Here is a 22,760-nt window from a genome sequence, read left to right as displayed (position 1 = left end):
CTATGAAACTGTCAACCGGAGCCGTGGCAAAGCTACGACGGTTGTTCGTGGTTTCAGAACCAACACAGTGGACGCGAGCAACTGAGGACAAGCCCTCGGCCTATTAGTACCGGTCACCTCCAGCGGTTACCCGCCTTCCAGATCCGGCCTATCAACCCAGTCGTCTACTGGGAGCCTTAACCCCTCAAAGGGGGTGGGAATACTCATCTCGAAGCAGGCTTCCCGCTTAGATGCTTTCAGCGGTTATCCCTCCCGAACGTAGCCAACCAGCCATGCCCTTGGCAGGACAACTGGCACACCAGAGGTTCGTCCGTCCCGGTCCTCTCGTACTAGGGACAGCCCTTCTCAATATTCCTACGCGCACAGCGGATAGGGACCGAACTGTCTCACGACGTTCTAAACCCAGCTCGCGTACCGCTTTAATGGGCGAACAGCCCAACCCTTGGGACCGACTCCAGCCCCAGGATGCGACGAGCCGACATCGAGGTGCCAAACCATCCCGTCGATATGGACTCTTGGGGAAGATCAGCCTGTTATCCCCGGGGTACCTTTTATCCGTTGAGCGACGGCGCTTCCACAAGCCACCGCCGGATCACTAGTCCCGACTTTCGTCCCTGCTCGACCCGTCGGTCTCACAGTCAAGCTCCCTTGTGCACTTACACTCAACACCTGATTACCAACCAGGCTGAGGGAACCTTTGGGCGCCTCCGTTACTCTTTAGGAGGCAACCGCCCCAGTTAAACTACCCATCAGACACTGTCCCTGATCCGGATCACGGACCCAGGTTAGACATCCAGCACGACCAGACTGGTATTTCAACGACGACTCCACCATGGCTGGCGCCATGACTTCAAAGTCTCCCAGCTATCCTACACAAGCCGAACCGAACACCAATATCAAACTGTAGTAAAGGTCCCGGGGTCTTTCCGTCCTGCTGCGCGAAACGAGCATCTTTACTCGTAGTGCAATTTCACCGGGCCTATGGTTGAGACAGTCGAGAAGTCGTTACGCCATTCGTGCAGGTCGGAACTTACCCGACAAGGAATTTCGCTACCTTAGGATGGTTATAGTTACCACCGCCGTTTACTGGCGCTTAAGTTCTCAGCTTCGCCAAACCGAAGTTTGACTAACCGGTCCCCTTAACGTTCCAGCACCGGGCAGGCGTCAGTCCGTATACATCGCCTTACGGCTTCGCACGGACCTGTGTTTTTAGTAAACAGTCGCTTCTCGCTGGTCTCTGCGGCCACCCCCAGCTCACCGAGTAAATCGGATCACCAGTGATGGCCCCCTTCTCCCGAAGTTACGGGGGCATTTTGCCGAGTTCCTTAACCATAGTTCACCCGAACGCCTCGGTATTCTCTACCTGACCACCTGAGTCGGTTTAGGGTACGGGCCGCCATGAAACTCGCTAGAGGCTTTTCTCGACAGCATAGGATCATCCACTTCACCACAATCGGCTCGGCATCAGGTCTCAGCCTTGATGTGCGACGGATTTACCTATCACACGGCCTACACCCTTACCCCGGGACAACCACCGCCCGGGATGGACTACCTTCCTGCGTCACCCCATCACTCACCTACTACAGGTCTGGACCATCGGCTCCACCACTCCCCTTTGCCCGAAGGCTCCAGGGCGGCTTCACGGACTTAGCATCGCCTGGTTCAATGTTTGACGCTTCACAGCGGGTACCGGAATATCAACCGGTTATCCATCGACTACGCCTGTCGGCCTCGCCTTAGGTCCCGACTTACCCTGGGCAGATCAGCTTGACCCAGGAACCCTTAGTCAATCGGCGCACACGTTTCTCACGTGTGTATCGCTACTCATGCCTGCATTCTCACTCGTGAACCGTCCACCACTGCCTTCCGGCGCGGCTTCACCCGGCACACGACGCTCCCCTACCCATCACAGCAGGCGTTGGCCCTATTGCTGCAATGACACGACTTCGGCGGTACGCTTGAGCCCCGCTACATTGTCGGCGCGGAATCACTAGACCAGTGAGCTATTACGCACTCTTTCAAGGGTGGCTGCTTCTAAGCCAACCTCCTGGTTGTCTGTGCGACTCCACATCCTTTCCCACTTAGCGTACGCTTAGGGGCCTTAGTCGATGCTCTGGGCTGTTTCCCTCTCGACCATGGAGCTTATCCCCCACAGTCTCACTGCCGCGCTCTCACTTACCGGCATTCGGAGTTTGGCTAAGGTCAGTAACCCGGTAGGGCCCATCGCCTATCCAGTGCTCTACCTCCGGCAAGAAACACACGACGCTGCACCTAAATGCATTTCGGGGAGAACCAGCTATCACGGAGTTTGATTGGCCTTTCACCCCTAACCACAGGTCATCCCCCAGGTTTTCAACCCTGGTGGGTTCGGTCCTCCACGACCTCTTACAGCCGCTTCAACCTGCCCATGGCTAGATCACTCCGCTTCGGGTCTTGAGCGCGCTACTAAATCGCCCTATTCGGACTCGCTTTCGCTACGGCTTCCCCACACGGGTTAACCTCGCAACACACCGCAAACTCGCAGGCTCATTCTTCAAAAGGCACGCAGTCACGAGATATGTGCAAGCACATATCCGACGCTCCCACGGCTTGTAGGCACACGGTTTCAGGTACTATTTCACTCCGCTCCCGCGGTACTTTTCACCATTCCCTCACGGTACTATCCGCTATCGGTCACCAGGGAATATTTAGGCTTAGCGGGTGGTCCCGCCAGATTCACACGGGATTTCTCGGGCCCCGTGCTACTTGGGTGTTTCTCAAACGAGCCGTTGACGTTTCGACTACGGGGGTCTTACCCTCTACGCCGGACCTTTCGCATGTCCTTCGCCTACATCAACGGTTTCTGACTCGTCTCACGGCCGGCAGACCGTGAAAGAGAAATCCCACAACCCCACATACGCAACCCCTGCCGGGTCTCACACGCATATGGTTTGGCCTCATCCAGTTTCGCTCGCCACTACTCCCGGAATCACGGTTGTTTTCTCTTCCTGCGGGTACTGAGATGTTTCACTTCCCCGCGTTCCCTCCACTTGCCCTATGTGTTCAGGCAAGGGTGACAGCCCATGACGACTGCCGGGTTTCCCCATTCGGAAACCCCCGGATCAAAGCCTGGTTGACGACTCCCCGGGGACTATCGTGGCCTCCCACGTCCTTCATCGGTTCCTGGTGCCAAGGCATCCACCGTGCGCCCTTAAAAACTTGGCCACAGATGCTCGCGTCCACTGTGCAGTTCTCAAACAACGACCAACCACCCATCACCCTGCCCGAAGGCAAGTTCACTGGGGCCGGCACTGAAGACAGCCAACAATCGGCCGTACCTTCAGACACCCAACAGCGTGCCCGACACACTCCCCGCTTCCCTCATTCGTTCCACGCCCCGAAGGACAGTACTGGAAGGAGAAGACGATCAAGTGTGCCGAATAATCAACGTTCCACCCATGAGCAACCACCGTCGAACATTTGCCGACGTAGTGGCCTCTGACCTCACCCCGGAGGGATCGGTAAGAAGTGCTCCTTAGAAAGGAGGTGATCCAGCCGCACCTTCCGGTACGGCTACCTTGTTACGACTTCGTCCCAATCGCCAGTCCCACCTTCGACAGCTCCCTCCCACAAGGGGTTGGGCCACCGGCTTCGGGTGTTACCGACTTTCGTGACGTGACGGGCGGTGTGTACAAGGCCCGGGAACGTATTCACCGCAGCAATGCTGATCTGCGATTACTAGCAACTCCGACTTCATGGGGTCGAGTTGCAGACCCCAATCCGAACTGAGACAGGCTTTTTGAGATTCGCTCCGCCTCACGGCTTCGCAGCTCATTGTACCTGCCATTGTAGCACGTGTGCAGCCCAAGACATAAGGGGCATGATGACTTGACGTCGTCCCCACCTTCCTCCGAGTTGACCCCGGCAGTCTCCTGTGAGTCCCCATCACCCCGAAGGGCATGCTGGCAACACAGAACAAGGGTTGCGCTCGTTGCGGGACTTAACCCAACATCTCACGACACGAGCTGACGACAGCCATGCACCACCTGTACACCGACCACAAGGGGGGCACTATCTCTAATGCTTTCCGGTGTATGTCAAGCCTTGGTAAGGTTCTTCGCGTTGCGTCGAATTAAGCCACATGCTCCGCTGCTTGTGCGGGCCCCCGTCAATTCCTTTGAGTTTTAGCCTTGCGGCCGTACTCCCCAGGCGGGGAACTTAATGCGTTAGCTGCGGCACCGACGACGTGGAATGTCGCCAACACCTAGTTCCCACCGTTTACGGCGTGGACTACCAGGGTATCTAATCCTGTTCGCTCCCCACGCTTTCGCTCCTCAGCGTCAGTAATGGCCCAGAGATCCGCCTTCGCCACCGGTGTTCCTCCTGATATCTGCGCATTTCACCGCTACACCAGGAATTCCGATCTCCCCTACCACACTCTAGCTAGCCCGTATCGAATGCAGACCCGGGGTTAAGCCCCGGGCTTTCACACCCGACGTGACAAGCCGCCTACGAGCTCTTTACGCCCAATAATTCCGGACAACGCTTGCGCCCTACGTATTACCGCGGCTGCTGGCACGTAGTTAGCCGGCGCTTCTTCTGCAGGTACCGTCACTTTCGCTTCTTCCCTGCTGAAAGAGGTTTACAACCCGAAGGCCGTCATCCCTCACGCGGCGTCGCTGCATCAGGCTTTCGCCCATTGTGCAATATTCCCCACTGCTGCCTCCCGTAGGAGTCTGGGCCGTGTCTCAGTCCCAGTGTGGCCGGTCGCCCTCTCAGGCCGGCTACCCGTCGTCGCCTTGGTGAGCCACTACCTCACCAACAAGCTGATAGGCCGCGGGCTCATCCTTCACCGCCGGAGCTTTCAACCCACCCAGATGCCCAGGCAGGTATTATCCGGTATTAGACCCCGTTTCCAGGGCTTGTCCCAGAGTGAAGGGCAGATTGCCCACGTGTTACTCACCCGTTCGCCACTAATCCACCCCGAAGGGCTTCATCGTTCGACTTGCATGTGTTAAGCACGCCGCCAGCGTTCGTCCTGAGCCAGGATCAAACTCTCCGTGAATGTTTTCCCGTAATCGGGACGACACCACGAGAGCGGAACCAGGAAGAGGAATAATCCTCCCGGTTCACAGCGTCCTCGCTGTGCGCCTACCCCGAAGGGGCAGGACTTTTTCAAAGGAACCTCGTCCCAGCCGATCGGCCGGAGACGGGGTATCAACATATCTGGCGTTGATTTTTGGCACGCTGTTGAGTTCTCAAGGAACGGACGCTTCCTTTGTACTCACCCTCTCGGGCTTTCCTCCGGGCGCTTCCCTTCGGTCTTGCGTTTCCGACTCTATCAGACCGTTTCCGTATCCGATTTCCTCGGTGCTTTCCAGGTTTCCGCTTTCGCGTTTCCCTTTCCGGCGGTTCCGACTCTATCAGATCCTTTCAGGCCTGATTCCCAGTCAGTGGGGCTTGTCTTCCCGGCTGTTGGGCCGTTCCGACCAGTGAGACTTTAGCGGATTCCTGCCTCCCGAGCTAATCGGGGGCGTCCTTTCGAACGCGGATTCCTCATTTCGCAAACGCGCACAGAAACGAACCGACGACGAGTCGCCGTTCGCTGGATGCTTGTTGCGGAATGGCTGTCCGGGGACCGACCGGAGTCGGCGCTCACGTCGGACAACTCGGAGAACACTACGTACGGGGCTGGGGTGTGTCAACTCGGCCCCGGACGCCCCTCGGGCGCGTACCCTCGAGCACATGACCACACATACGTGCACCCAGCAGTGGTGGGCCGCCTGACGGCGGCCGTACTCACGTATGTACACGACGGCCGCCGCCCCGGCGGCCGTTTCTGTATCTCCCTCCTGGGGGCCGGCCGGTGGGTGCGGCGGCCTCGACCAGAAGGTGGAGAGATGAAGCGGATCTTCAGCGGGGTCAAGCCGACCGGGCATCTGACGCTGGGGAACTACCTGGGGGCCGTACGCCGCTGGGCCGACGTCGATCAGCACCGGGCCGACGCCCTGTTCTGCATCGTCGATCTGCACGCGCTGACCGTGGACCACGATCCGGGACGGGTCCGCAGACTCAGCAGGCAGGCGGCGACGTTGCTGCTGGCCTCGGGGCTCGATCCCCAGCTGTGCACCGTCTTCGTACAGAGCCATGTCGACGAGCACGCCCGGCTGTCGTACCTGCTGGAGTGCGTCGCCACCGACGGGGAGATGCGGCGGATGATCCAGTACAAGGACAAGGCCGCGCGGGAACGGGAGCGGGGTGGGAGCGTACGGCTGTCGCTGCTGACCTATCCCGTGCTGATGGCGGCCGACATCCTGGCGTACGGGACCGACGAGGTGCCGGTCGGGGACGACCAGACACAGCATGTGGAACTGACCCGGGATCTCGCGGTGCGGTTCAACCAGCGGTACGGGCACACGTTCGCGGTGCCCCGGGCCACGCGCCCCGAGGTCGCCGCGCGGGTCATGAATCTCCAGGACCCGACGTCGAAGATGGGGAAGAGCGACGACGTGGGACCGGGCGTCGTCTATCTGCTCGACGAACCGGACGTCACGCGGAAGAAGATCATGCGAGCCGTGACGGACAGCGGACAGGACGTCGTCCACGACCCGGAGGGGCGGCCGGGGGTCTCGAACCTGCTGGAGATCCTCGCCGCTTGCGAAGGCACGGACCCGGAGACCCTGAGCGATGCCTATCAGTCGTACGGCGCCCTGAAGAAGGACACCGCCGAGGCCGTGGTCGAACTCCTGCGGCCCCTGCGGGAACGGCACAAGGAGCTGTGCGCCGACCCCTCCTACGTGGAGGGTGTGCTGCGGGACGGCGCCATGAGGGCGAGGGAGATGGCCAGGCCGCGGGTGGACTCGGCGTACCGGGCGATCGGGTTGCTGGCGGCGGGCTGACACGGCGGGGCCGGGCGGGCGTGCCCGGCCCCTTCGCCGCCGCTCTGCCGGTGCCTGTCCAGCGCGGGAGACCGCGCCGCACCGGCGCGGAGGTTTCAGCTGAGATCTCGGACGATGGCCAGGCTCTTCGCCATCACCCGCTCCCTGCCGACGCCGTCGGACAGAAGATCGCCGGGCTCACCCGTGTCCTTGAAGCCGTGCCGCTCGTAGAGCGCGGTGGCTCTGCGATTACCCGGCATCACGGACAACCGGAGCGTCCCGGCACCGCGCTCCGCCCCCCACCGTTCGACCGCCTCGATCAGGTGGTCACCCACGCTCCGGCCCCGAGCCGCGGGGCTGACCCACAACGAGATCAACTCCACGTTCTCCGCGCCCTCACCCGGCACTCCGCTGACCATGCCCACCGGAAGACCGTCGAGGAACGCGACGAGATCCCGCGCGCCGGGAATGGACAGACGGGCACGCCAGCGTTCCTCTCGATCGCCGGAGCCCTGCCACTCGGCCAGCGTCGATCCGAACGCACAGGGCGCCTCGGCGAGCGCCGCCAGCCGCAACTCCCGCCAGAGGGGCCAGTCGTCCGATTCCAGAGCACGCAGTTCAAGCATGATCCAGACCTTGCCCGCCCGCCGGATGCGACAGCAAGTCGATATCGACCACGTGAAGGTCGGTCAGCCGTGCGGCCGGCCGCATCCGGGGAGCGGCGGTGACTCGTGCGCCCACCGGCCACAGGACCACGGAGTGATCAGGCTCCGGTGAACCTGTCCGGTCACGGCGCTAGTGCCGCGGCAGGCCTAGCTGTTGCCGGAGGCCAGCTCGCGGCTGCGGTCGCGGGCGGCCTCCAGTGCGGCGATGAGGGCCGCGCGTACGCCGTGGTTCTCCAGTTCGCGGATCGCGTTGATCGTGGTGCCCGCGGGGGACGTCACGTTCTCGCGGAGCCGCACGGGGTGCTCCCCGCTGTCGCGGAGCATCACGGCGGCGCCGATCGCGGACTGGACGATCAGGTCGTGGGCCTTGTCGCGGGGCAGGCCGAGCAGGATGCCCGCGTCCGTCATGGCCTCGACCAGGTAGAAGAAGTACGCCGGGCCCGAGCCGGAGAGGGCGGTGCAGGCGTCCTGCTGGGACTCGGGGACACGGAGCGTCTTGCCGACGGCGCCGAAGATCTCCTCGGTGTGGACGAGGTGCTCCTCGGTGGCGTGGCTGCCGGCGGAGATGACGGACATGGCCTCGTCGACGAGTGCGGGGGTGTTCGTCATGACCCGCACCACCGGGGTGCCCGCGGCCAGACGTTCCTCGAAGAACGAGGTGGGGATGCCGGCCGCGCCACTGATGATCAGGCGGTCGGCGGGGAGGTGCGGGGCGAGCTCGTCGAGGAGGGTGCCCATGTCCTGTGGCTTGACCGTGAGGATCAGGATGTCGGCGTTCTTGGCGGCCTCGGCGTTGGTGACGGCCGTGACGCCGTGGCGCTCCTGGAGTTCCCTGGCGCGCTCGGGGCGGCGGGCCGTCACGAGGAGGTCGGCGGGGTCCCAGCCGGATCGGATCACTCCGCTCAGCAGGGCTTCGCCGATCTTTCCGGTGCCGAGGACTGCGACTTTCTGGGTCATGGTGCGGGTGCCCTCCAGGGGTGCGTCGTCCTGGGGTCATCCTCGCACCCGGCCGGTCGGGCCGGGTGGTCCGTCCGTTGGGCGGGACGGCCACGGCGCGTCACTGCGTGCGGCGCCTCAGGGTGGCGGCGCCGAGGAACAGGACCAGGAGGGCGCAGCCCGCCACGATCAGCGCGTCACGGAGGAACGTGGCCGTCATGTCGGTGTGTTTGAGGACTTCGTTCATTCCGTCGACGGCATAGGACATGGGGAGCACGTCGGAGACCGCTTCCAGGGCGGGGTGCATGCTCGAACGGGGCGCGAAGAGGCCGCACAGGAGGAGCTGGGGGAAGATCACCGCCGGCATGAACTGGACCGCCTGGAATTCGGAGGCCGCGAAGGCCGAGACGAAGAGGCCGAGGGCCGTGCCGAGGAGCGCGTCGAGGAGCGCGACGAGCAGGAGGAGCCACGGAGACCCCGTGACGTCGAGGCCCAGGAACCAGACCGCGAGGCCGGTGGCGAGGGCCGACTGGACGACGGCCAGGGCGCCGAACGCGAGGGCGTAGCCGGCGATCAGGTCGCCCTTGCCGAGCGGCATGGCGAGGAGGCGTTCCAGCGTGCCCGAGGTGCGTTCGCGCAGGGTGGCGATGGAGGTGACCAGGAACATCGTGATGAGCGGGAAGATCCCGAGGAGCGAGGCGCCGATGGAGTCGAAGGTGCGCGGGCTGCCGTCGAAGACGTAGCGGAGCAGGACGAGCATCAGACACGGGATGAGGATCAACAGCGCGATGGTGCGCGGGTCGTGGCGGAGCTGACGCAGCACGCGGGTCGCGGTGGCCGTCGTACGGGAGCGGTTGACGGCGGTCGCCCTCGTGCTCGTGCTCGTGCCGGTGACGGTCCTGGTGTTGCTGGTGCTGGTGCTGGTGCTGGTGCTGGTGGTCATCGGGCGGTCTCCTTGCGGGGCCGGTCGGCGGTCGCGTTCGCCTCGTCGACGAGGTGGAGGAAGGCGGCCTCGACGGTCTCGGTGCCGGTGCGCTCGCGCAGGGCGTCGGGGGTGTCGTCGGCGAGGATCTCGCCCTCGCGCATCAGCAGGAGGCGGTGGCAGCGCTCGGCCTCGTCCATGACGTGGGAGGAGACGAGGAGGGTGGCGCCCCGGTCGGCGGCGATGGCGTGGAAGAGGGTCCACAGGTCGCGGCGCAGGACCGGGTCGAGGCCGACGGTGGGTTCGTCGAGGACCAGCAGTTCCGGCGTGCCGAGGAGGGCGACCGCGAGGGAGACGCGGTTGCGCTGGCCGCCGGAGAGGTTGCCCGCGAGGGAGTCGGCGTGGGAGGTGAGGTCGACGTCGGAGATGGCCCGGGTGACGTGGTCGTGGCGGCGGTCGGCGGCCGCGCGTCCCGGGTCGAGGACCGCGGCGAAGTAGTCGAGGTTCTGGCGGACGGTCAGGTCGTCGTAGACGGACGGGGCCTGGGTGACGTATCCGATGCGGGAGCGCAGGGCGGCGTCGCCCGCCGGACGGCCGAGGACTTCGAGGGTGCCGGTCACCCTGGCCTGGGTGCCGACGGTGGACCGCATGAGGGTGGACTTGCCGCAGCCGGAGGGGCCGAGCAGTCCGGTGATCTGGCCGCGCGGTACGGCGAAGTCGAGGCCGCGCAGGACGGTGCGGGGGCCTCGTAGGACGGTGAGGCCCTCGGCGCGGACGGCGGGCTGGGGGGATGCGGGAGAGCCGGAAGCGGCGGAGAGGACGGGAGAGACGGAGGGGTCCGGAGGGTCGGCCGGGGACGGTGTGCGCCTCGAAATATTCATCACGTGATGAATATTGCTCCCGTGGGACGCGGCCGTCAAGCCCGGTCGCGTTCGACGGCGCAGGCGCACGGGGGCGTGATCGGAAGGGGTCACTCCGGTGCGCGGTGCGGGTGGTGCGCTTCCGCGTTCACGTGGTGGTCACACGGAAGGGCTGCGCGATCAACTCCCGTTACCGACAATGGATTTCAGTGCGCGGTCATATGCCCACCGGCCGCTGGACCGCGCCCGTACGTCCGCCGCGCCCTCCCCCGGCTCGGCAGCCCACGCATCCGCCGCTCTCGACCGGAGGTGCTGTTGTGATGCGCAAAGCCGATCTGTTGGCGTCCCTCGTCGTTTTTCTCGTGGCGCTTCCCCTGTGTGTGTGGGGGTCGCCATAGCCTCCGGTGTGCCGGCCGAACTGGGGCTGGTGACCGGGATCGTCGGCGGCCTGGTCGCCGGGGTGCTGCCCGGCAGCAGCCTCCAGGTCAGCGGGCCGGCGGCCGGGCTGACCGTGCTGGTGTACAAGGCGGTGCAGACGTACGGGCTGCAGGCGCTCGGTGTGCTGGTGCTCGGGGCCGGGCTGGTGCAGCTCGCGCTCGGGGTGCTGCGGCTCGGGCGCTGGTTCCGGGCCGTGTCCGTGGCCGTGGTGCAGGGGATGCTCGCCGGGATCGGGCTCGTGCTGATCGCGGGCCAGGTGTACGCGATGGGAGATGCCCCCGCGCCCGCGAGCGGACTCGGCAAGATCGCCGGGCTGGTCTCGCTGCCCGGTGCCGCCGACCCCGTGGCCCTCGCGGTCGGGGGCGCCACCGTGGCCGTACTCCTGCTGTGGCCGCGGTGGCGGCGCGGGGCGCGGGTGGTGCCCGCGCCGCTGCTGGCGGTGGCGCTCGCGTCGGCGGCGACCGGCCTGTTCGACCTCTCCGTACGGCGGGTGACGGTGCGCGGGCTGCTGGACTCCGTGCAGCCGCCGTCCCTGGCGGAGCTCGGGCGGCTCACGGAAGTGGGCGTGCTCGGGACGGTGCTGGCGTTCGCGCTGATCGCGTCGGCCGAGTCGCTGTTCAGCGCGGCGGCGGTGGACCGGCTGCACCGGGGCCCGCGGACCGACTACGACCGCGAACTCATCGCGCAGGGCGCGGGGAACGCCGTGTGCGGGGCGCTCGGGGCGCTGCCGATGACCGCGGTGATCGTGCGGAGCGCGGCGAACGTGCAGGCGGGGGCGCGGACGAAGGCCTCGCGGGTGCTGCACGGCGTGTGGTTGCTGGTCTTCACCGCGGTGGTGCCCGGAGTCCTCGGGGTCATTCCGGTGGCGGCGCTGGCGGGACTGCTCGTGCACGCGGGCTGCAAGCTGGTGCCGGCGCGGGAGGTGCGGGTGCTGTGGCGCGGGCACCGGGGCGAGGTCGTGGTGCTGGGCGTGACGGCGGTGGCCATCGTGGCCGGGAACCTGTTCGAGGGGGTGCTGGTCGGACTGGCGCTCGCCGTGGCCAAGACCGCGTGGGACATCAGCCATGTGCAGGTGGAGACCGAGGACCGGGGGGCCGCGGGAATGGTCGTACGGGTGGTGGGGAACGCGACGTTCCTGCGGCTTCCGAAGCTGCTGGACGCCCTGGAGGCGCTGCCGCACGACCGTGACGTACGGCTGGAGCTGGGCGGGCTGCGGCATGTGGATCACGCGTGTGCGGCGGCCCTGGAAAGGTGGGCCGCCGCGCGGGATCACGAACGCGTCGCCACGATCACCAGCACGTCGTAGACCTCCTCGACCTGCCCGTCCGGGAATGCCTCCAGCAGGTGGGCCCGCTCCTCGGCGAGGAAGGCCTCGGTGCCCTCCTCGCCGAGCACCAGGAAGATCGAGTGACTGGTGATGTTGGCGAGGTGGGTGTCGACGGGGACACGACGGCTCCAGCGCACGACGCGGTGGGCGTGGTCCGGGACGTGGGGAGCCCCTTCGAAGGCACGCTCGGTACGGGTGCCGGCCACGCCCTCCTTGCTGCCGGTGCCTCGCTTGCTGGCCTGCTCGTCGCCGAAGTACCGCTCGATACGGCGTGTCTGGGCGGCGATCCAGGGGACGTCGAGGGCGTCCGTGTTCCACCAGAGCGCGAGGGCGCCGCCGGGACGCAGCACCCGGAATGCCTCCGGCAGGGAACGGGCCGGGTCGGTCCAGTGCCAGGACTGGGCGTACGTCAGGAAGTCGGCGCGGGCGTCGAGGAGAGGGAGGGCGTTGCCGTCACCCCGGACGACCGGAATGCCGGGGACCGTACGGCGGAATTCCGCGGTCATGCCCTCGCCGGGCTCCACGGCCAGGACGTGCGCGCCCCTCGCCCGCAGCAGCGCGCTGGCGATGCCGGTGCCGGCGCCCACGTCGACGACCTGTGCGCCGGTGAGGGAGCGGCCGACGAGCTCTTCGATCGCGTCGAAGAGGGCCGGTGGATAGGAGGGGCGGTTCGCCGCGTACTGGGCCGCGGCGGTGTTGAAGGAGTGGGCGCGGGTGGCGCGGGTCCTGTTCCGGGCGTCGGCGCCGACGCCGGTGTCAGTGCCGGTGTCGGTGCCGGTGTCGGTGCCGGTGCCGGCCGGCGCGTCGGGTCCGGTGGCGGCGCCCGTGGCCGCCGGGGCCTTCGCCTCGGTGCCGGTGTCGGCGTCGGGGTGGGAGGAGGGGGTCATACGTTCATGGTGGCTGGTGTCGCTGTGGGGGCACAGGGGTTTTCGTCCCGGTCGGCCCGGCCCTGAACCGGGGCTCCGCCGCCAGCCGGTGATGCCGTCAGGACCCGGAGGCCCGGCGCTTCCTCGACGGATTGCGGGTGCGGCCGGCGGAACGGCGCTCGTACCGCGCGCGGGCCGTGTCGTACTCCTCGCGGTGCAGCTTCTCGCCGGGGGCCTCGGTGAGGGAACGGACGGAGTACGCGAGGAGGGTGCCGACGAAACCGATGGCCAGCAGGCCCCGGAGGGAGGCCTGGCGGTCGGGGTCGGGGCGCTTGGAGAACGCGTCCCAGGTGTGGCGGAAGGAGAGCGCGCTGCACACCGCGAACATCACCACGACCAGGATCGTCACCGGCCTGCCGACGTCCGCGATCGCCAGGCCCTGGTAGGCGAAGCGCAGGACGAAGCAGGCGGCCACCGCGGCGGCGAACGAGCCGACGGCCACGCCGGCGCGGCGGCCGGTGTAGCCGCCGTCGTGCTCCACCCAGGTCGTCCCGAAGAAACGGAGGGGCTCGGGCTGGGGTCCCGCGGGGGTACCGGTTTCGGTCGTATCGCTCACACGCCGATTATCGCTCCGGTCGCCGCGGGACCCGGCTTCGCCCGAACTTCTGGCGTCTTTCGGTCAGGCGCAGCGCGGCGCGACGTAGCCGTCGCTGCCCGTGTTCACGTAGGCGTCGGCCACGTACTCGCCGTTGCCGACGTTGTCCCAGATGTTCGACGTCCCGTAGTACCCGCTGACCGTCTCACCGGGGGTCTGGCAGAAGATCACGACCCTTGAGCCCGTCGGCAGGACCTTGACGATGGAGTAGCCCGTGCCAGGGCCGCTGCGGACGTTCACGCTGGAGCCCGGCGCGATCGGGTAGGTCGGCGGCCCGTCCGCGGACGCGGCCACGGGTGACCCCATCACCATCAACAAAGCGCCGGCGGCGGCGCCTGCGAACGCGGCCGATCTGCGTCCCTCGAATTTCATCCCTCTGTCCTGTCTCTAGGGGTGCGGGTGACCCCCACGCCGGTCGTCGCCGGCGTCGGGGCGAATTCAGGCGCAGCGCCCCGCGACGTAACCGTCGCTGCCCGTCTTCACGTAGGCGTCGGAGACGAACTGGCCGTTGGCGATGTTGTCCCAGATGTTCGTCGTCCCGTAGTAGCCGCTGATGGTCTCGCCCGGGCACTGGCAGTAGATCGGTACCGACGAGCCCGCCGACAGGGTGCGGACGATCGAGTAGTGCGTGCCCGGGCCGCTGCGGACGTTCAGGCTGGAGCCCGGGGCGATCGGATACGTCTGGACCGACGCCGCGCGCAAGGACTCCGCGTCCGCCGTCTCCGCCGCGTCGGTGATCTCTATGTCTTCCGTGGCCATCCTGGCCTCCCCCGCTGAATGATTCACGCCATGTTCGTGTCGAGCGCCGAGGCTAGCAAGCCGCCGATGTTTCGCACGAAGGATCGACTAGGCTCTGCGCGTCGCGCATGCGGACATACCCACGGGGGTGAGTGATGCCGCCACAGCGCAGCGCCGGAACCGAACCGGAAGCGGAACATCCGATGCACGCCGGGCAGTACCTGCTGGAGGCACAGCTCGGCTCCGGTGGCATGGGCGTCGTGCATCTGGCGCGGTCCGCCTCCGGGTTGCGGCTCGCCGTCAAGGTCGTACACGCGGAGTTCTCCCAAGACCCCGAGTTCCGGGGGCGGTTCAAGCAGGAGGTGGCTGCGGCCCGGCGGGTCAGCGGCGCCTTCACCGCGCCCGTGGTGGACGCCGATCCCGAGGCCGAACACCCGTGGATGGCCACGCTCTTCATCCCTGGCCCGACCCTCGCCGAACACGTGAAGCGGAACGGCGCGCTGGATGCGGCCCCGCTGCGTCAGCTGATGGCCGGCCTCGCCGAAGGGCTGCGCGACATCCACCGGGCCGGTGTCGTGCACCGCGATCTCAAACCGAGCAACGTGCTGTTGGCCGACGACGGCCCCAAAGTGATCGACTTCGGCATCTCGCGGCCTTCCGACAGTGAACTGCACACCGAAACAGGCAAGTTGATCGGCACCCCGCCGTTCATGGCTCCGGAGCAGTTCCGCAGTCCGCGCGAGGTCGGACCGGCCGCCGATGTCTTCGCACTCGGCTCGCTGATCGTGCACGCGGCCACCGGGAGCGGCCCCTTCAACTCCGACAGTCCGTATCTCGTCGCCTATCAAGTCGTGCATGACGAACCGGACTTGACAGGGGTTCCGGAAGAGCTGGCCGATCTGGTGGCGCGCTGCCTCGCCAAGGAACCCGAGGACCGGCCCACACCGGACGAGCTGATGACGGCGCTGAAGTCGGTGTCGGCGTCGTACGACACCCAGGCGTTCATTCCCGGACAGCGTGGTGCGAGCGGACGGGGGGCGAGGGCCGCGCGGCTGGACGCCCCCGTGCCCGCCCGGGCGGGCCGTCCGCTGGTGCCCGCGCCGACGCCCGGTCCTGATCCCGATCCCACGCATCGCCGGGATCGCGCGCTGCCCGGCGATGGCGCGCATCGGCGGGACGGCCGTTCCGGACCGCCCGAGAAGGTGCCGGGGCGGCGTTGGCGGCTGCCCGTCGCCGCCGCCGCGAGCGTGCTCGCCGCCGTGGTCATCGGCGTCCTCGCCCTCCATGGCGGCTCGGACGTCCGGGTCCCGGACAAGGACACGGACGGGCGGCCGTCGGGGAACCCCTTCCAGCCGTGGGACCTGCATCTGGGAGCCCCCGGCATCAAGGCTGTCGGTCTGCCGCAGTGCACGTACACGCCGCACGAGTTGTACTGCGTGCGTCCGGGCGTCCTGGCCGCCTCGGTCGACCCGGCCGACGGGCGGGTGCTGTGGTCGCGCGGTGACACGCATCGCGGGAACCACAGATCGACGGCGCCACCGGTGCTGTCGGGCGGGCTGCTGCAGGTCCTCAGCGGGGACGGCCTGCGCCTGCAGGCGCTGGATCCCGCCACGGGCACGACCCGGTGGAGCCATGACGTCGCGCGCTACGACGGCGGTGTCACCCACGTCGGCGGTGTCGTCCTGCTCACCGGACCCGGCGGCGTGGTCACCGCGCTGGACGCCGCGACCGGCAAGGAGAAGTGGCGGCACGCCGTCCCCGGGCAGCCGGCGCCGCACTTCGTCACGTACGGAGACGGCGTCGCCTACACGGCGACGGCGGCCGGGAACGGCACGCGGGTGGACGCGGTGGATCCGCGAACCGGCTCCACCCGCTGGCAGCGACGGCTGGACGGAACGCTGAGCGTGGTGGGCGCCCATGACGGTGCGGTCTGGTTCACCTCGATCGGCGGCAACCAGTACACGAACGCCGTCGTGCGCTACGACGTCTCGACCCGCTCGGTCCGCCGGGTCACGCTGCCGGTCCAGCTGCTGTCGGCGCAGGCCGTCGTGCGGGGCGACACCGTGTACCTGCTGGCCGGCGGCGGCACGCTGGTCGCCGTGGACACCCGGGCCTCGGCCCAGCTCTGGCGCGCGGAGACCACGGTGAGCACGGCCTCGGCCCCGGTCGTGGCCGGGCGACGGCTCTACCTCACCGCGGCGGACGGGCGGCTGCTCTCCGTCGACACCACGCGGGGCACCTTGCTCGGGCAGACCAGGGCACGGCTCGGTGACGCACAGGGCTCACTGATCAGCTCGATTCCGGCGCCGGTCGCGGCCGACGGGAAGGTCTACTCCTCCGCTCCCGACGGATCGCTCTTCGCGGTCGACGGGAGCCGTCCCTCCACCTGGTGAACCACGATTCCGCCTGCTTCACCGCGGCGGGCCTGCGGAGGGGCCTGGTGGACCGCGAAGAGAACCGGTGAACCTGGGAACCGCGAAGGGGCCGCCCCCGGCAGGAGCGGCCCCTGGAGTGCGCGCTGGTGGGTCAGCCCAGTTTCGAGACGTCGCGCACCGCGCCCTTGTCCGCGCTCGTCGCCATCGCGGCGTAGGCGCGGAGGGCGGCCGAGACCTTGCGGTCGCGGTTCGCGGGGGCGTAGACGCCGTTCAGGGCGGAGCGGCGGGCGGCGAGCTCCTCGTCGGTGACCAGGAGCTCGATCGAGCGGTTGGGGATGTCGATGTGGATGCGGTCGCCGTCCCGGACCAGGGCGATGGTGCCGCCGGAGGCCGCCTCGGGGGAGGCGTGGCCGATCGACAGGCCCGAGGTGCCGCCGGAGAAACGGCCGTCGGTGATCAGGGCGCAGGTCTTGCCGAGGCCGCGGCCCTTGAGGAACGAGGTCGGGTAGAGCATTTCCTGCATACCCGGACCGCCCTTGGGACCCTCGTAGCGGATGACGACGACGTCGCCGTGGGTGATCTCCTTGCGGAGGATCTTGTCGACGGCCTCTTCCTGGGACTCGCAGACCACCGCGGGGCCCTCGAAGGTCCAGATGGACTCGTCGACACCCGCCGTCTTCACGACGCAGCCGTCCACCGCGAGGTTGCCCTTGAGGACCGCCAGCCCGCCGTCCTTGGAGTACGCGTGCTCGGCGGAGCGGATGCAGCCGTTCTCGGCGTCCTCGTCGAGGGCCTCCCAGCGCTCGGACTGGGAGAAGGCCTCGGCGGAGCGGACGCAGCCGGGGGCCGCGTGCCACAGTTCGACCGCCTCGGGGGACGGGGAGCCCGCGCGCACGTCCCACGTCTTCAGCCAGTCCGAGAGGGACGGGCTGTGCACGGAGTGGACGTCCTCGTTGAGCAGGCCGGCCCGGTGCAGCTCGCCGAGCAGGGCCGGGATGCCGCCCGCGCGGTGCACGTCCTCCATGTAGTACGTGCGGTCCTTGGCGACGTTCGGGGCGACCTTGGCGAGACAGGGCACGCGGCGCGAGACGTCGTTGATCTCGTCCAGGCCGAAGGGGACGCCCGCCTCCTGGGCGGCGGCCAGCAGGTGCAGGATCGTGTTGGTGGAGCCGCCCATGGCGATGTCGAGGGCCATGGCGTTCTCGAACGCCGCGTGCGTGGCGATGTTGCGCGGCAGGACCGACTCGTCGTCCTGGTCGTAGTAGCGGCGGGTGATGTCGACCACCGTGCGGGCCGCGTCCTGGTACAGCCCCTTGCGGGCCGTGTGGGTGGCCAGCACCGAGCCGTTGCCGGGGAGGGAGAGGCCGATGGCCTCGGTCAGGCAGTTCATCGAGTTGGCGGTGAACATGCCGGAACAGGAACCACAGGTCGGACAGGCGTTCTCCTCGATACGGAGGATGTCCTCGTCCGAGATCTTGTCGTTCACCGCGTCGGAGATCGCGTCGACCAGGTCCAGCGTGCGGACCGTGCCGTCGACCAGGGTGGCGCGGCCGGACTCCATCGGGCCGCCGGAGACGAAGACCGTCGGGATGTTCAGGCGCAGGGCCGCCATCAGCATGCCGGGCGTGATCTTGTCGCAGTTCGAGATGCAGATCAGGGCGTCGGCGCAGTGGGCTTCCACCATGTACTCGACCGAGTCCGCGATCAGGTCCCGGGAGGGCAGGGAGTACAGCATGCCGCCATGGCCCATCGCGATGCCGTCGTCGACCGCGATGGTGTTGAACTCGCGGGCGATGCCCCCGGCGGCCGTGATGGCCTCGCTGACGATCCGGCCGACCGGCTGCAGGTGGGTGTGGCCCGGCACGAACTCCGTGAAGGAGTTGGCGACCGCGATGATCGGCTTCCGTCCGATGTCCGCGCCCGGTACACCGGAGGCACGCATAAGGGCGCGTGCGCCCGCCATGTTGCGGCCGTGGGTGACTGTGCGGGACCTCAGTTCGGGCATCGTCGCTCGCTCCTTCGGAGAGTTATGACTGGCATCGAGCCTACGCCGCCGCGCCAGGATTCGGACGCGGCGTCCGGAATGCGGGATGCCTGTCTCGGTGCGCGGGTACGGGGCGGCGCGCCGCGCGGGGAGGACAACGACGCTCACGCGGGCCGACGTCTCTCCCGGTGCGCGGGTACGGGGGTGCCGCGCGGGGCGGAGGATGCCCGGCGCGGGCCGGCACCCGCCCCGGTACGGCGGGTACGTGGGTGCCGTGCGACAGGGGGCGGGGATGCCCGCGCGGGCCGGGGGCCCGAGTGCCCGTGGTCGCCGGGGCACTGGATGCCCCTGGACGCCGGGCGCCGCATCCCCCGGACGCCGGGCGCCGGATCCCGTGGACGCCCGGGCGCGGAAACCGAGGGGCGGGGGCACGGGCGTCTCGTGAGTGCGGCGGGCTGGAGCGCTCACCCGCTCACGGAAGGGTGAGGTGGCCCTGAACCACCGGGGCCACCCGCGCGACGATCGGCTCCAGGTCCGCCGAGGCCAGCGGCTCGACCCTGATCACGTAACGGAGCATCGCCACCCCCACCAGCTGGGCGGCGGCCAGCTCGGCGCGCAGTTCGGCGTCGGGGAGGTCGACCTGCTGGGCGATACGGCGCAGCAGTTGCGCGGCGATGAGCCGGCGGAAGACGGCCGCGGCGGTCTCGTTGTTCACGGCGGAACGGACGATCGCCAGGAGGGGCGCGCGCGTGGCCGGGTTCTCCCAGACGCCGAAGATGAAACGGGTCAGGCGTTCCCCGATGCCGTCGAGGGGGCCGTCCTCGACCGCAGTGGGGGCTGCCAGGGCGGGGGCGAAGGCGACCTCGACGGCCGCCTCGAAGACCTGCTCCTTGGTGCCGAAGTAGTGGTGCACGAGGGCGGAGTCGACCCCGGCCGCCTTCGCGATGCCCCGGACCGACGTCTTCTCGTAGCCCCGCTCCGAGAACTCCTCGCGGGCCGCGTCGAGGATGCGGTCGCGGGTGGCGGGGGCCGCCTCCGTCTGCGTACGGGAGGGGCGCCCCCGGCGGCGGGGGGCCGCGTCCGTCACCGGCGGGGCACCTTGACGGCGGAGGCGAGGTGCAGGCGGGTGAAGGCGAGGGCCTCGGCGAGGTCCGCCTCGCGTTCGGCGCTGGACATCGCGCGGCGGGTGTTGACCTCGATGACGACGTGGCCGTCGAAGCCGCCGAGCGCGAGGCGCTCCAGCAGCTCGGCGCAGGGCTGGGTGCCGCGGCCCGGGACCAGGTGCTCGTCCTTGTTGGAACCGTTGCCGTCGGCGAGATGGACGTGCCCGAGGCGGTCGCCCATGCGGTCGATCATCTGCGTGGCGTCCGTGCGGGCGGTCGCGGTGTGGCTGAGATCGATCGTGTAGTGACGGTAGTCGTCCTTCGTGACGTCCCAGTCGGGGGCGTACGCGAGCATCTCCCGGTCGCGATAGCGCCAGGGGTACATGTTTTCGACGGCGAAGCGTACGTCCGTCTCGTTCGCCATGCGCCAGATTCCGGAGACGAAGTCACGCACGTACTGGCGCTGCCAGCGGAACGGGGGGTGCACGACGACGGTGCTCGCGCCGAGCTTCTCGGCCGCCGCCTGGGCGCGCTGGAGTTTGGTCCAGGGGTCGGTGGACCAGACGCGCTGGGTGATGAGCAGGCAAGGAGCGTGGACGGCGAGGATCGGAATCCGGTGGTAGTCGGAGAGCCGGCGCAGAGCGTCGATGTCCTGGCTGACGGGGTCGGTCCACACCATGACCTCGACACCGTCGTAACCGAGGCGCGCCGCGATCTCGAAGGCCGTCGCCGTCGACTCCGGATACACGGACGCCGTGGACAGCGCGACCTTCGCATCCGGGATGCGCACCACTGGTTCTGCCACGAAGGACAGAGTACGGGGAGTGGCCTGGGCGCGGGGAGGCGGTGACCCGCGGACCCCCACGAACCGGCCGCGCCGGCTTCAGGGGCTCCTTCCCCGGCCCCGTCTAGGGCTCCGCCCTCGGATCTCGTGCGGGCCGTCACCCGCGGGCGTCGCCAAGGGGCTGCCGCCCCCCCTGGACCCCCGCTTCACCCGAAGGGCTCGTCCTCAAACGCCGGACGGGCTGACATGCATGACCCCGGGCGTCTGCCTTCGAGGGCGACCCAGCAGCGCGGGCCCGCCCCCCAGCCGCATCTCCGGCCCGTCCGGCGTTTGAGGACGAGCCGTTCAGGCCGAACGGGGGTCTGGGGGCGGTGCCCCACGGCTACACGGACTCCATCTGGTCCAGACGCCGCAGGATGACACCTTCGCGAAGGGCCCAGGGACAGATCTCCAGGGTCTCCACCCCGAAGAGATCCATCGCCCCCTCGGCGACCATCGCCCCCGCGAGCAACTGCCCCGCCCGCCCGGGCGAGACCCCGGGAAGTTCCGCCCGCTCGCCCACGGTCATCGAGGCCAGCCTCGGCACCCAGTCCTGCAGCGAACGCCGCTTCAGCTCACGCTGCACGTACAGCCCGTCCGTGGAGCGCGCCGCGCCGGCCAGCCGGGCGAGCTGCTTGAAGGTCTTGGAGGTGGCGACGACATGGTCGGGGGCACCGAACCGGCTGAACTCCCCCACCGTGCGAGCGATCTGCGCCCGGACATGGCGCCGCAGCGCCTTGATGTCGGCCGGATCGGCGGGATCGGTCGGCAGCCAGCCCGCGGTCAGCCGCCCCGCGCCCAGCGGCAACGACACCGCCGCGTCCGGCTCCTCGTCCAGGCCGTACGCGATCTCCAGCGACCCCCCGCCGATGTCGAGGACCAGCAGCTTCCCCGCCGACCAGCCGAACCAGCGCCGGGCGGCCAGGAACGTCAGCCGGGCCTCCTCCGCGCCGGTCAGCACCTGGAGCTCGACACCGGTCTCGGTCTGCACCCGGGCCAGCACGTCGTCCGCGTTGCTGGCCTCGCGCACGGCGGAGGTGGCGAACGGCAGCATCGCCTCGACACCCTTGTCCTCGGCGGCCTCCAGCGCGTCCTGGACCGTCTCGATGAGTTTGTCGACACCGTCGGAACCGATCGCCCCGCTCTCGTCGAGCAGTTGGGCGAGCCGCAATTCGGCCTTGTGCGAGTGCGCGGGCAGCGGGCGCGCGCCGGGGTGTGCATCCACCACCAGCAGATGCACCGTGTTCGAACCCACGTCGAGGACACCGAGTCTCATGTACGGAACGCTACTGCGGCCGGCCCCGCCCGCCGTCCCCGGAGCGGCCTCCGGCGACTTACCCTGGACGCGTGCCAAAGACGAAAAAGGCGAAGCCTGACAATTCGACCAAGGGTTCTTCGCAGGCGAAGGCCACCAAGTCCAAGAAGGCCCCGAAGGCGGCGCCGGTGAAGGCCTCGGCGTCCGACGAGAAGGGACTCGACTTCGCGCGGGCATGGGTGGAGTTCCCTGATCCCGCCGATGACGAGCAGGTCTTCCGGTGCGATCTGACATGGCTGACCTCTCGCTGGAACTGCATCTTCGGCAGCGGCTGCCAGGGCATCCAGGCCGGTCGCGCCGACGACGGCTGCTGCACGCTGGGGGCCCACTTCTCGGACGAGGACGACGAGAAGCGGGTGGCCGGACACGTGGCGAGGCTCACGCCGGACCTCTGGCAGCACCATGACGTGGGCCTGGAGACGGGCTGGGTGTCGCAGGACGAGGACGGCGAGCGCCAGACGCGCCCGTACCAGGGTTCGTGCATCTTCCAGAACCGGCCAGGTTTCGCCGGCGGCGCGGGCTGCTCGCTGCACATCCTGGCGGTCAAGGAGGGCCGCGAGCCGCTGGAGACCAAGCCGGACGTGTGCTGGCAGCTGCCGGTGCGCCGGACGTACGAGTGGATCGACCGGCCCGACGACACCCGGGTGCTCCAGGTCTCGATCGGCGAGTACGACCGCCGTGGCTGGGGTCCGGGCGGCCACGACCTGCACTGGTGGTGCACGTCGGCGACCTCGGCGCACGGAGCGGGCGACCCGGTGTACGTCTCGTACCGCCCGGAGCTCGTGGAGCTGATGGGCAAGGCCGGCTACGACCGGCTGGTCGAACTCTGCGAGCAGCGGCTGGCCTCGCAGCTGCCCCTGGTCGCACCGCATCCCGCCGACCCGGTCGCCTGACCG

The 22,760-nt window shown here is 68.2% G+C and carries 15 protein-coding genes, 2 rRNA genes and 1 pseudogene; 4 read left to right on the top strand and 14 right to left on the bottom strand.

Annotated features, from left to right (window positions below):
• Positions 1 to 83: 83 nt before the first annotated feature.
• Positions 84 to 3,204 (bottom strand): 23S ribosomal RNA (locus OHB41_RS26605).
• A gap of 314 nt (positions 3,205 to 3,518) precedes the next feature.
• Positions 3,519 to 5,044: ribosomal RNA gene (locus OHB41_RS26600) — 16S ribosomal RNA — on the bottom strand.
• The 16S and 23S rRNA genes sit together here, the layout of an rRNA operon.
• Positions 5,045 to 5,879: 835 nt before the next feature.
• Between OHB41_RS26600 and trpS the strand changes: the two genes are divergently transcribed.
• A complete protein-coding gene (trpS, locus tag OHB41_RS26595) occupies positions 5,880 to 6,878 on the top strand; it encodes a tryptophan--tRNA ligase (RefSeq protein WP_266700681.1) in 999 nt (332 codons plus the stop codon).
• A gap of 95 nt (positions 6,879 to 6,973) precedes the next feature.
• On the opposite strand, the gene OHB41_RS26590 is transcribed toward trpS, so the two are convergent.
• The 4 genes from OHB41_RS26590 to OHB41_RS26575 all read right to left on the bottom strand — a co-directional run bounded on the left by OHB41_RS26590 (position 6,974) and on the right by OHB41_RS26575 (position 10,261).
• Positions 6,974 to 7,483, bottom strand: coding sequence for a GNAT family N-acetyltransferase (locus OHB41_RS26590; protein WP_266700680.1), 510 nt, complete (start codon positions 7,481 to 7,483; stop codon positions 6,974 to 6,976).
• Positions 7,484 to 7,669: 186 nt separating this feature from the next.
• Positions 7,670 to 8,479 (bottom strand): pyrroline-5-carboxylate reductase, encoded by an 810-nt coding sequence (gene proC, locus OHB41_RS26585; protein ID WP_266700679.1) that lies wholly within the window; start codon positions 8,477 to 8,479, stop codon positions 7,670 to 7,672.
• A 100-nt stretch (positions 8,480 to 8,579) separates the two neighbouring features.
• Positions 8,580 to 9,401, bottom strand: a complete 822-nt coding sequence (locus OHB41_RS26580; protein ID WP_266700678.1) for an ABC transporter permease — start codon at positions 9,399 to 9,401, stop codon at positions 8,580 to 8,582.
• Complete coding sequence (locus OHB41_RS26575) at positions 9,398 to 10,261, bottom strand: ABC transporter ATP-binding protein (RefSeq protein ID WP_266700677.1); 864 nt, start codon at positions 10,259 to 10,261, stop codon at positions 9,398 to 9,400. The genes OHB41_RS26580 and OHB41_RS26575 overlap by 4 nt, the downstream gene beginning before the upstream one ends.
• Positions 10,262 to 10,560: 299 nt before the next feature.
• Between OHB41_RS26575 and OHB41_RS26570 the strand changes: the two are divergent.
• Positions 10,561 to 11,984: pseudogene (locus tag OHB41_RS26570) on the top strand (SulP family inorganic anion transporter).
• Here the strand turns inward: OHB41_RS26570 and OHB41_RS26565 are convergent.
• The 4 genes from OHB41_RS26565 to OHB41_RS26550 form a co-directional block, all read right to left on the bottom strand.
• A complete protein-coding gene (locus OHB41_RS26565; protein WP_266700676.1) occupies positions 11,948 to 12,892 on the bottom strand; it encodes a class I SAM-dependent methyltransferase in 945 nt (314 codons plus the stop codon). The pseudogene OHB41_RS26570 and the gene OHB41_RS26565 sit on opposite strands and share 37 nt — an antisense overlap.
• Before the next feature lie 97 nt (positions 12,893 to 12,989).
• The gene (locus tag OHB41_RS26560) at positions 12,990 to 13,487 is read right to left on the bottom strand and encodes an EamA/RhaT family transporter (protein WP_266700675.1); all 498 of its coding nucleotides are present in this window, start codon (positions 13,485 to 13,487) and stop codon (positions 12,990 to 12,992) included.
• A 63-nt stretch (positions 13,488 to 13,550) separates the two neighbouring features.
• Positions 13,551 to 13,898 (bottom strand): hypothetical protein, encoded by a 348-nt coding sequence (locus OHB41_RS26555; protein WP_451289695.1) that lies wholly within the window; start codon positions 13,896 to 13,898, stop codon positions 13,551 to 13,553.
• 66 nt (positions 13,899 to 13,964) lie between these two features.
• Positions 13,965 to 14,285 carry a hypothetical protein gene (locus OHB41_RS26550; protein WP_266700674.1) on the bottom strand — a complete coding sequence of 107 codons (321 nt, stop codon included), beginning with the start codon at positions 14,283 to 14,285 and terminating at the stop codon, positions 13,965 to 13,967.
• A gap of 134 nt (positions 14,286 to 14,419) precedes the next feature.
• Here OHB41_RS26550 and OHB41_RS26545 point away from each other — a divergent pair, with 134 nt between their 5' ends.
• Positions 14,420 to 16,657 (top strand): serine/threonine-protein kinase, encoded by a 2,238-nt coding sequence (locus tag OHB41_RS26545; protein WP_266700673.1) that lies wholly within the window; start codon positions 14,420 to 14,422, stop codon positions 16,655 to 16,657.
• Positions 16,658 to 16,790: 133 nt separating this feature from the next.
• On the opposite strand, the gene ilvD is transcribed toward OHB41_RS26545, so the two are convergent.
• The 4 genes from ilvD to OHB41_RS26525 all read right to left on the bottom strand — a co-directional run bounded on the left by ilvD (position 16,791) and on the right by OHB41_RS26525 (position 21,825).
• Complete coding sequence (gene ilvD, locus OHB41_RS26540) at positions 16,791 to 18,644, bottom strand: dihydroxy-acid dehydratase (protein WP_266700672.1); 1,854 nt, start codon at positions 18,642 to 18,644, stop codon at positions 16,791 to 16,793.
• Between the two features lie 451 nt (positions 18,645 to 19,095).
• Positions 19,096 to 19,710: a TetR/AcrR family transcriptional regulator gene (locus OHB41_RS26535; protein WP_266700671.1), complete on the bottom strand. Its 615-nt coding sequence runs from the start codon at positions 19,708 to 19,710 to the stop codon at positions 19,096 to 19,098.
• Complete coding sequence (locus OHB41_RS26530) at positions 19,707 to 20,531, bottom strand: sugar phosphate isomerase/epimerase family protein (RefSeq protein WP_266700670.1); 825 nt, start codon at positions 20,529 to 20,531, stop codon at positions 19,707 to 19,709. The genes OHB41_RS26535 and OHB41_RS26530 overlap by 4 nt, the downstream gene beginning before the upstream one ends.
• A gap of 361 nt (positions 20,532 to 20,892) precedes the next feature.
• Complete coding sequence (locus tag OHB41_RS26525; protein WP_266700669.1) at positions 20,893 to 21,825, bottom strand: Ppx/GppA family phosphatase; 933 nt, start codon at positions 21,823 to 21,825, stop codon at positions 20,893 to 20,895.
• 71 nt (positions 21,826 to 21,896) lie between these two features.
• Between OHB41_RS26525 and OHB41_RS26520 the strand changes: the two genes are divergently transcribed.
• A complete protein-coding gene (locus OHB41_RS26520) occupies positions 21,897 to 22,757 on the top strand; it encodes a DUF3109 family protein (protein WP_266700668.1) in 861 nt (286 codons plus the stop codon).
• Positions 22,758 to 22,760 lie beyond the last annotated feature (3 nt).

The organism is Streptomyces sp. NBC_01571, assembly GCF_026339875.1.
GTDB lineage: Bacteria > Actinomycetota > Actinomycetes > Streptomycetales > Streptomycetaceae > Streptomyces.
The sequence above is the reverse complement of the archived record's forward strand: the minus strand, read 5'-3'. Positions and strand labels throughout refer to the sequence as shown.

Coding starts and splice junctions, on each gene's coding strand:
- OHB41_RS26555 (WP_451289695.1), bottom strand. CDS start 13,898: ATGAAATTCGAGGGACGCAGATCGGCCGCGTTCGCAGGCGCCGCCGCC.
- OHB41_RS26590 (WP_266700680.1), bottom strand. CDS start 7,483: ATGCTTGAACTGCGTGCTCTGGAATCGGACGACTGGCCCCTCTGGCGG.
- OHB41_RS26575 (WP_266700677.1), bottom strand. CDS start 10,261: ATGAATATTTCGAGGCGCACACCGTCCCCGGCCGACCCTCCGGACCCC.
- OHB41_RS26545 (WP_266700673.1), top strand. CDS start 14,420: ATGCCGCCACAGCGCAGCGCCGGAACCGAACCGGAAGCGGAACATCCG.
- OHB41_RS26525 (WP_266700669.1), bottom strand. CDS start 21,825: ATGAGACTCGGTGTCCTCGACGTGGGTTCGAACACGGTGCATCTGCTG.
- proC (WP_266700679.1), bottom strand. CDS start 8,479: ATGACCCAGAAAGTCGCAGTCCTCGGCACCGGAAAGATCGGCGAAGCC.
- OHB41_RS26565 (WP_266700676.1), bottom strand. CDS start 12,892: ATGACCCCCTCCTCCCACCCCGACGCCGACACCGGCACCGAGGCGAAG.
- ilvD (WP_266700672.1), bottom strand. CDS start 18,644: ATGCCCGAACTGAGGTCCCGCACAGTCACCCACGGCCGCAACATGGCG.
- OHB41_RS26550 (WP_266700674.1), bottom strand. CDS start 14,285: ATGGCCACGGAAGACATAGAGATCACCGACGCGGCGGAGACGGCGGAC.
- OHB41_RS26580 (WP_266700678.1), bottom strand. CDS start 9,401: ATGACCACCAGCACCAGCACCAGCACCAGCACCAGCAACACCAGGACC.
- trpS (WP_266700681.1), top strand. CDS start 5,880: ATGAAGCGGATCTTCAGCGGGGTCAAGCCGACCGGGCATCTGACGCTG.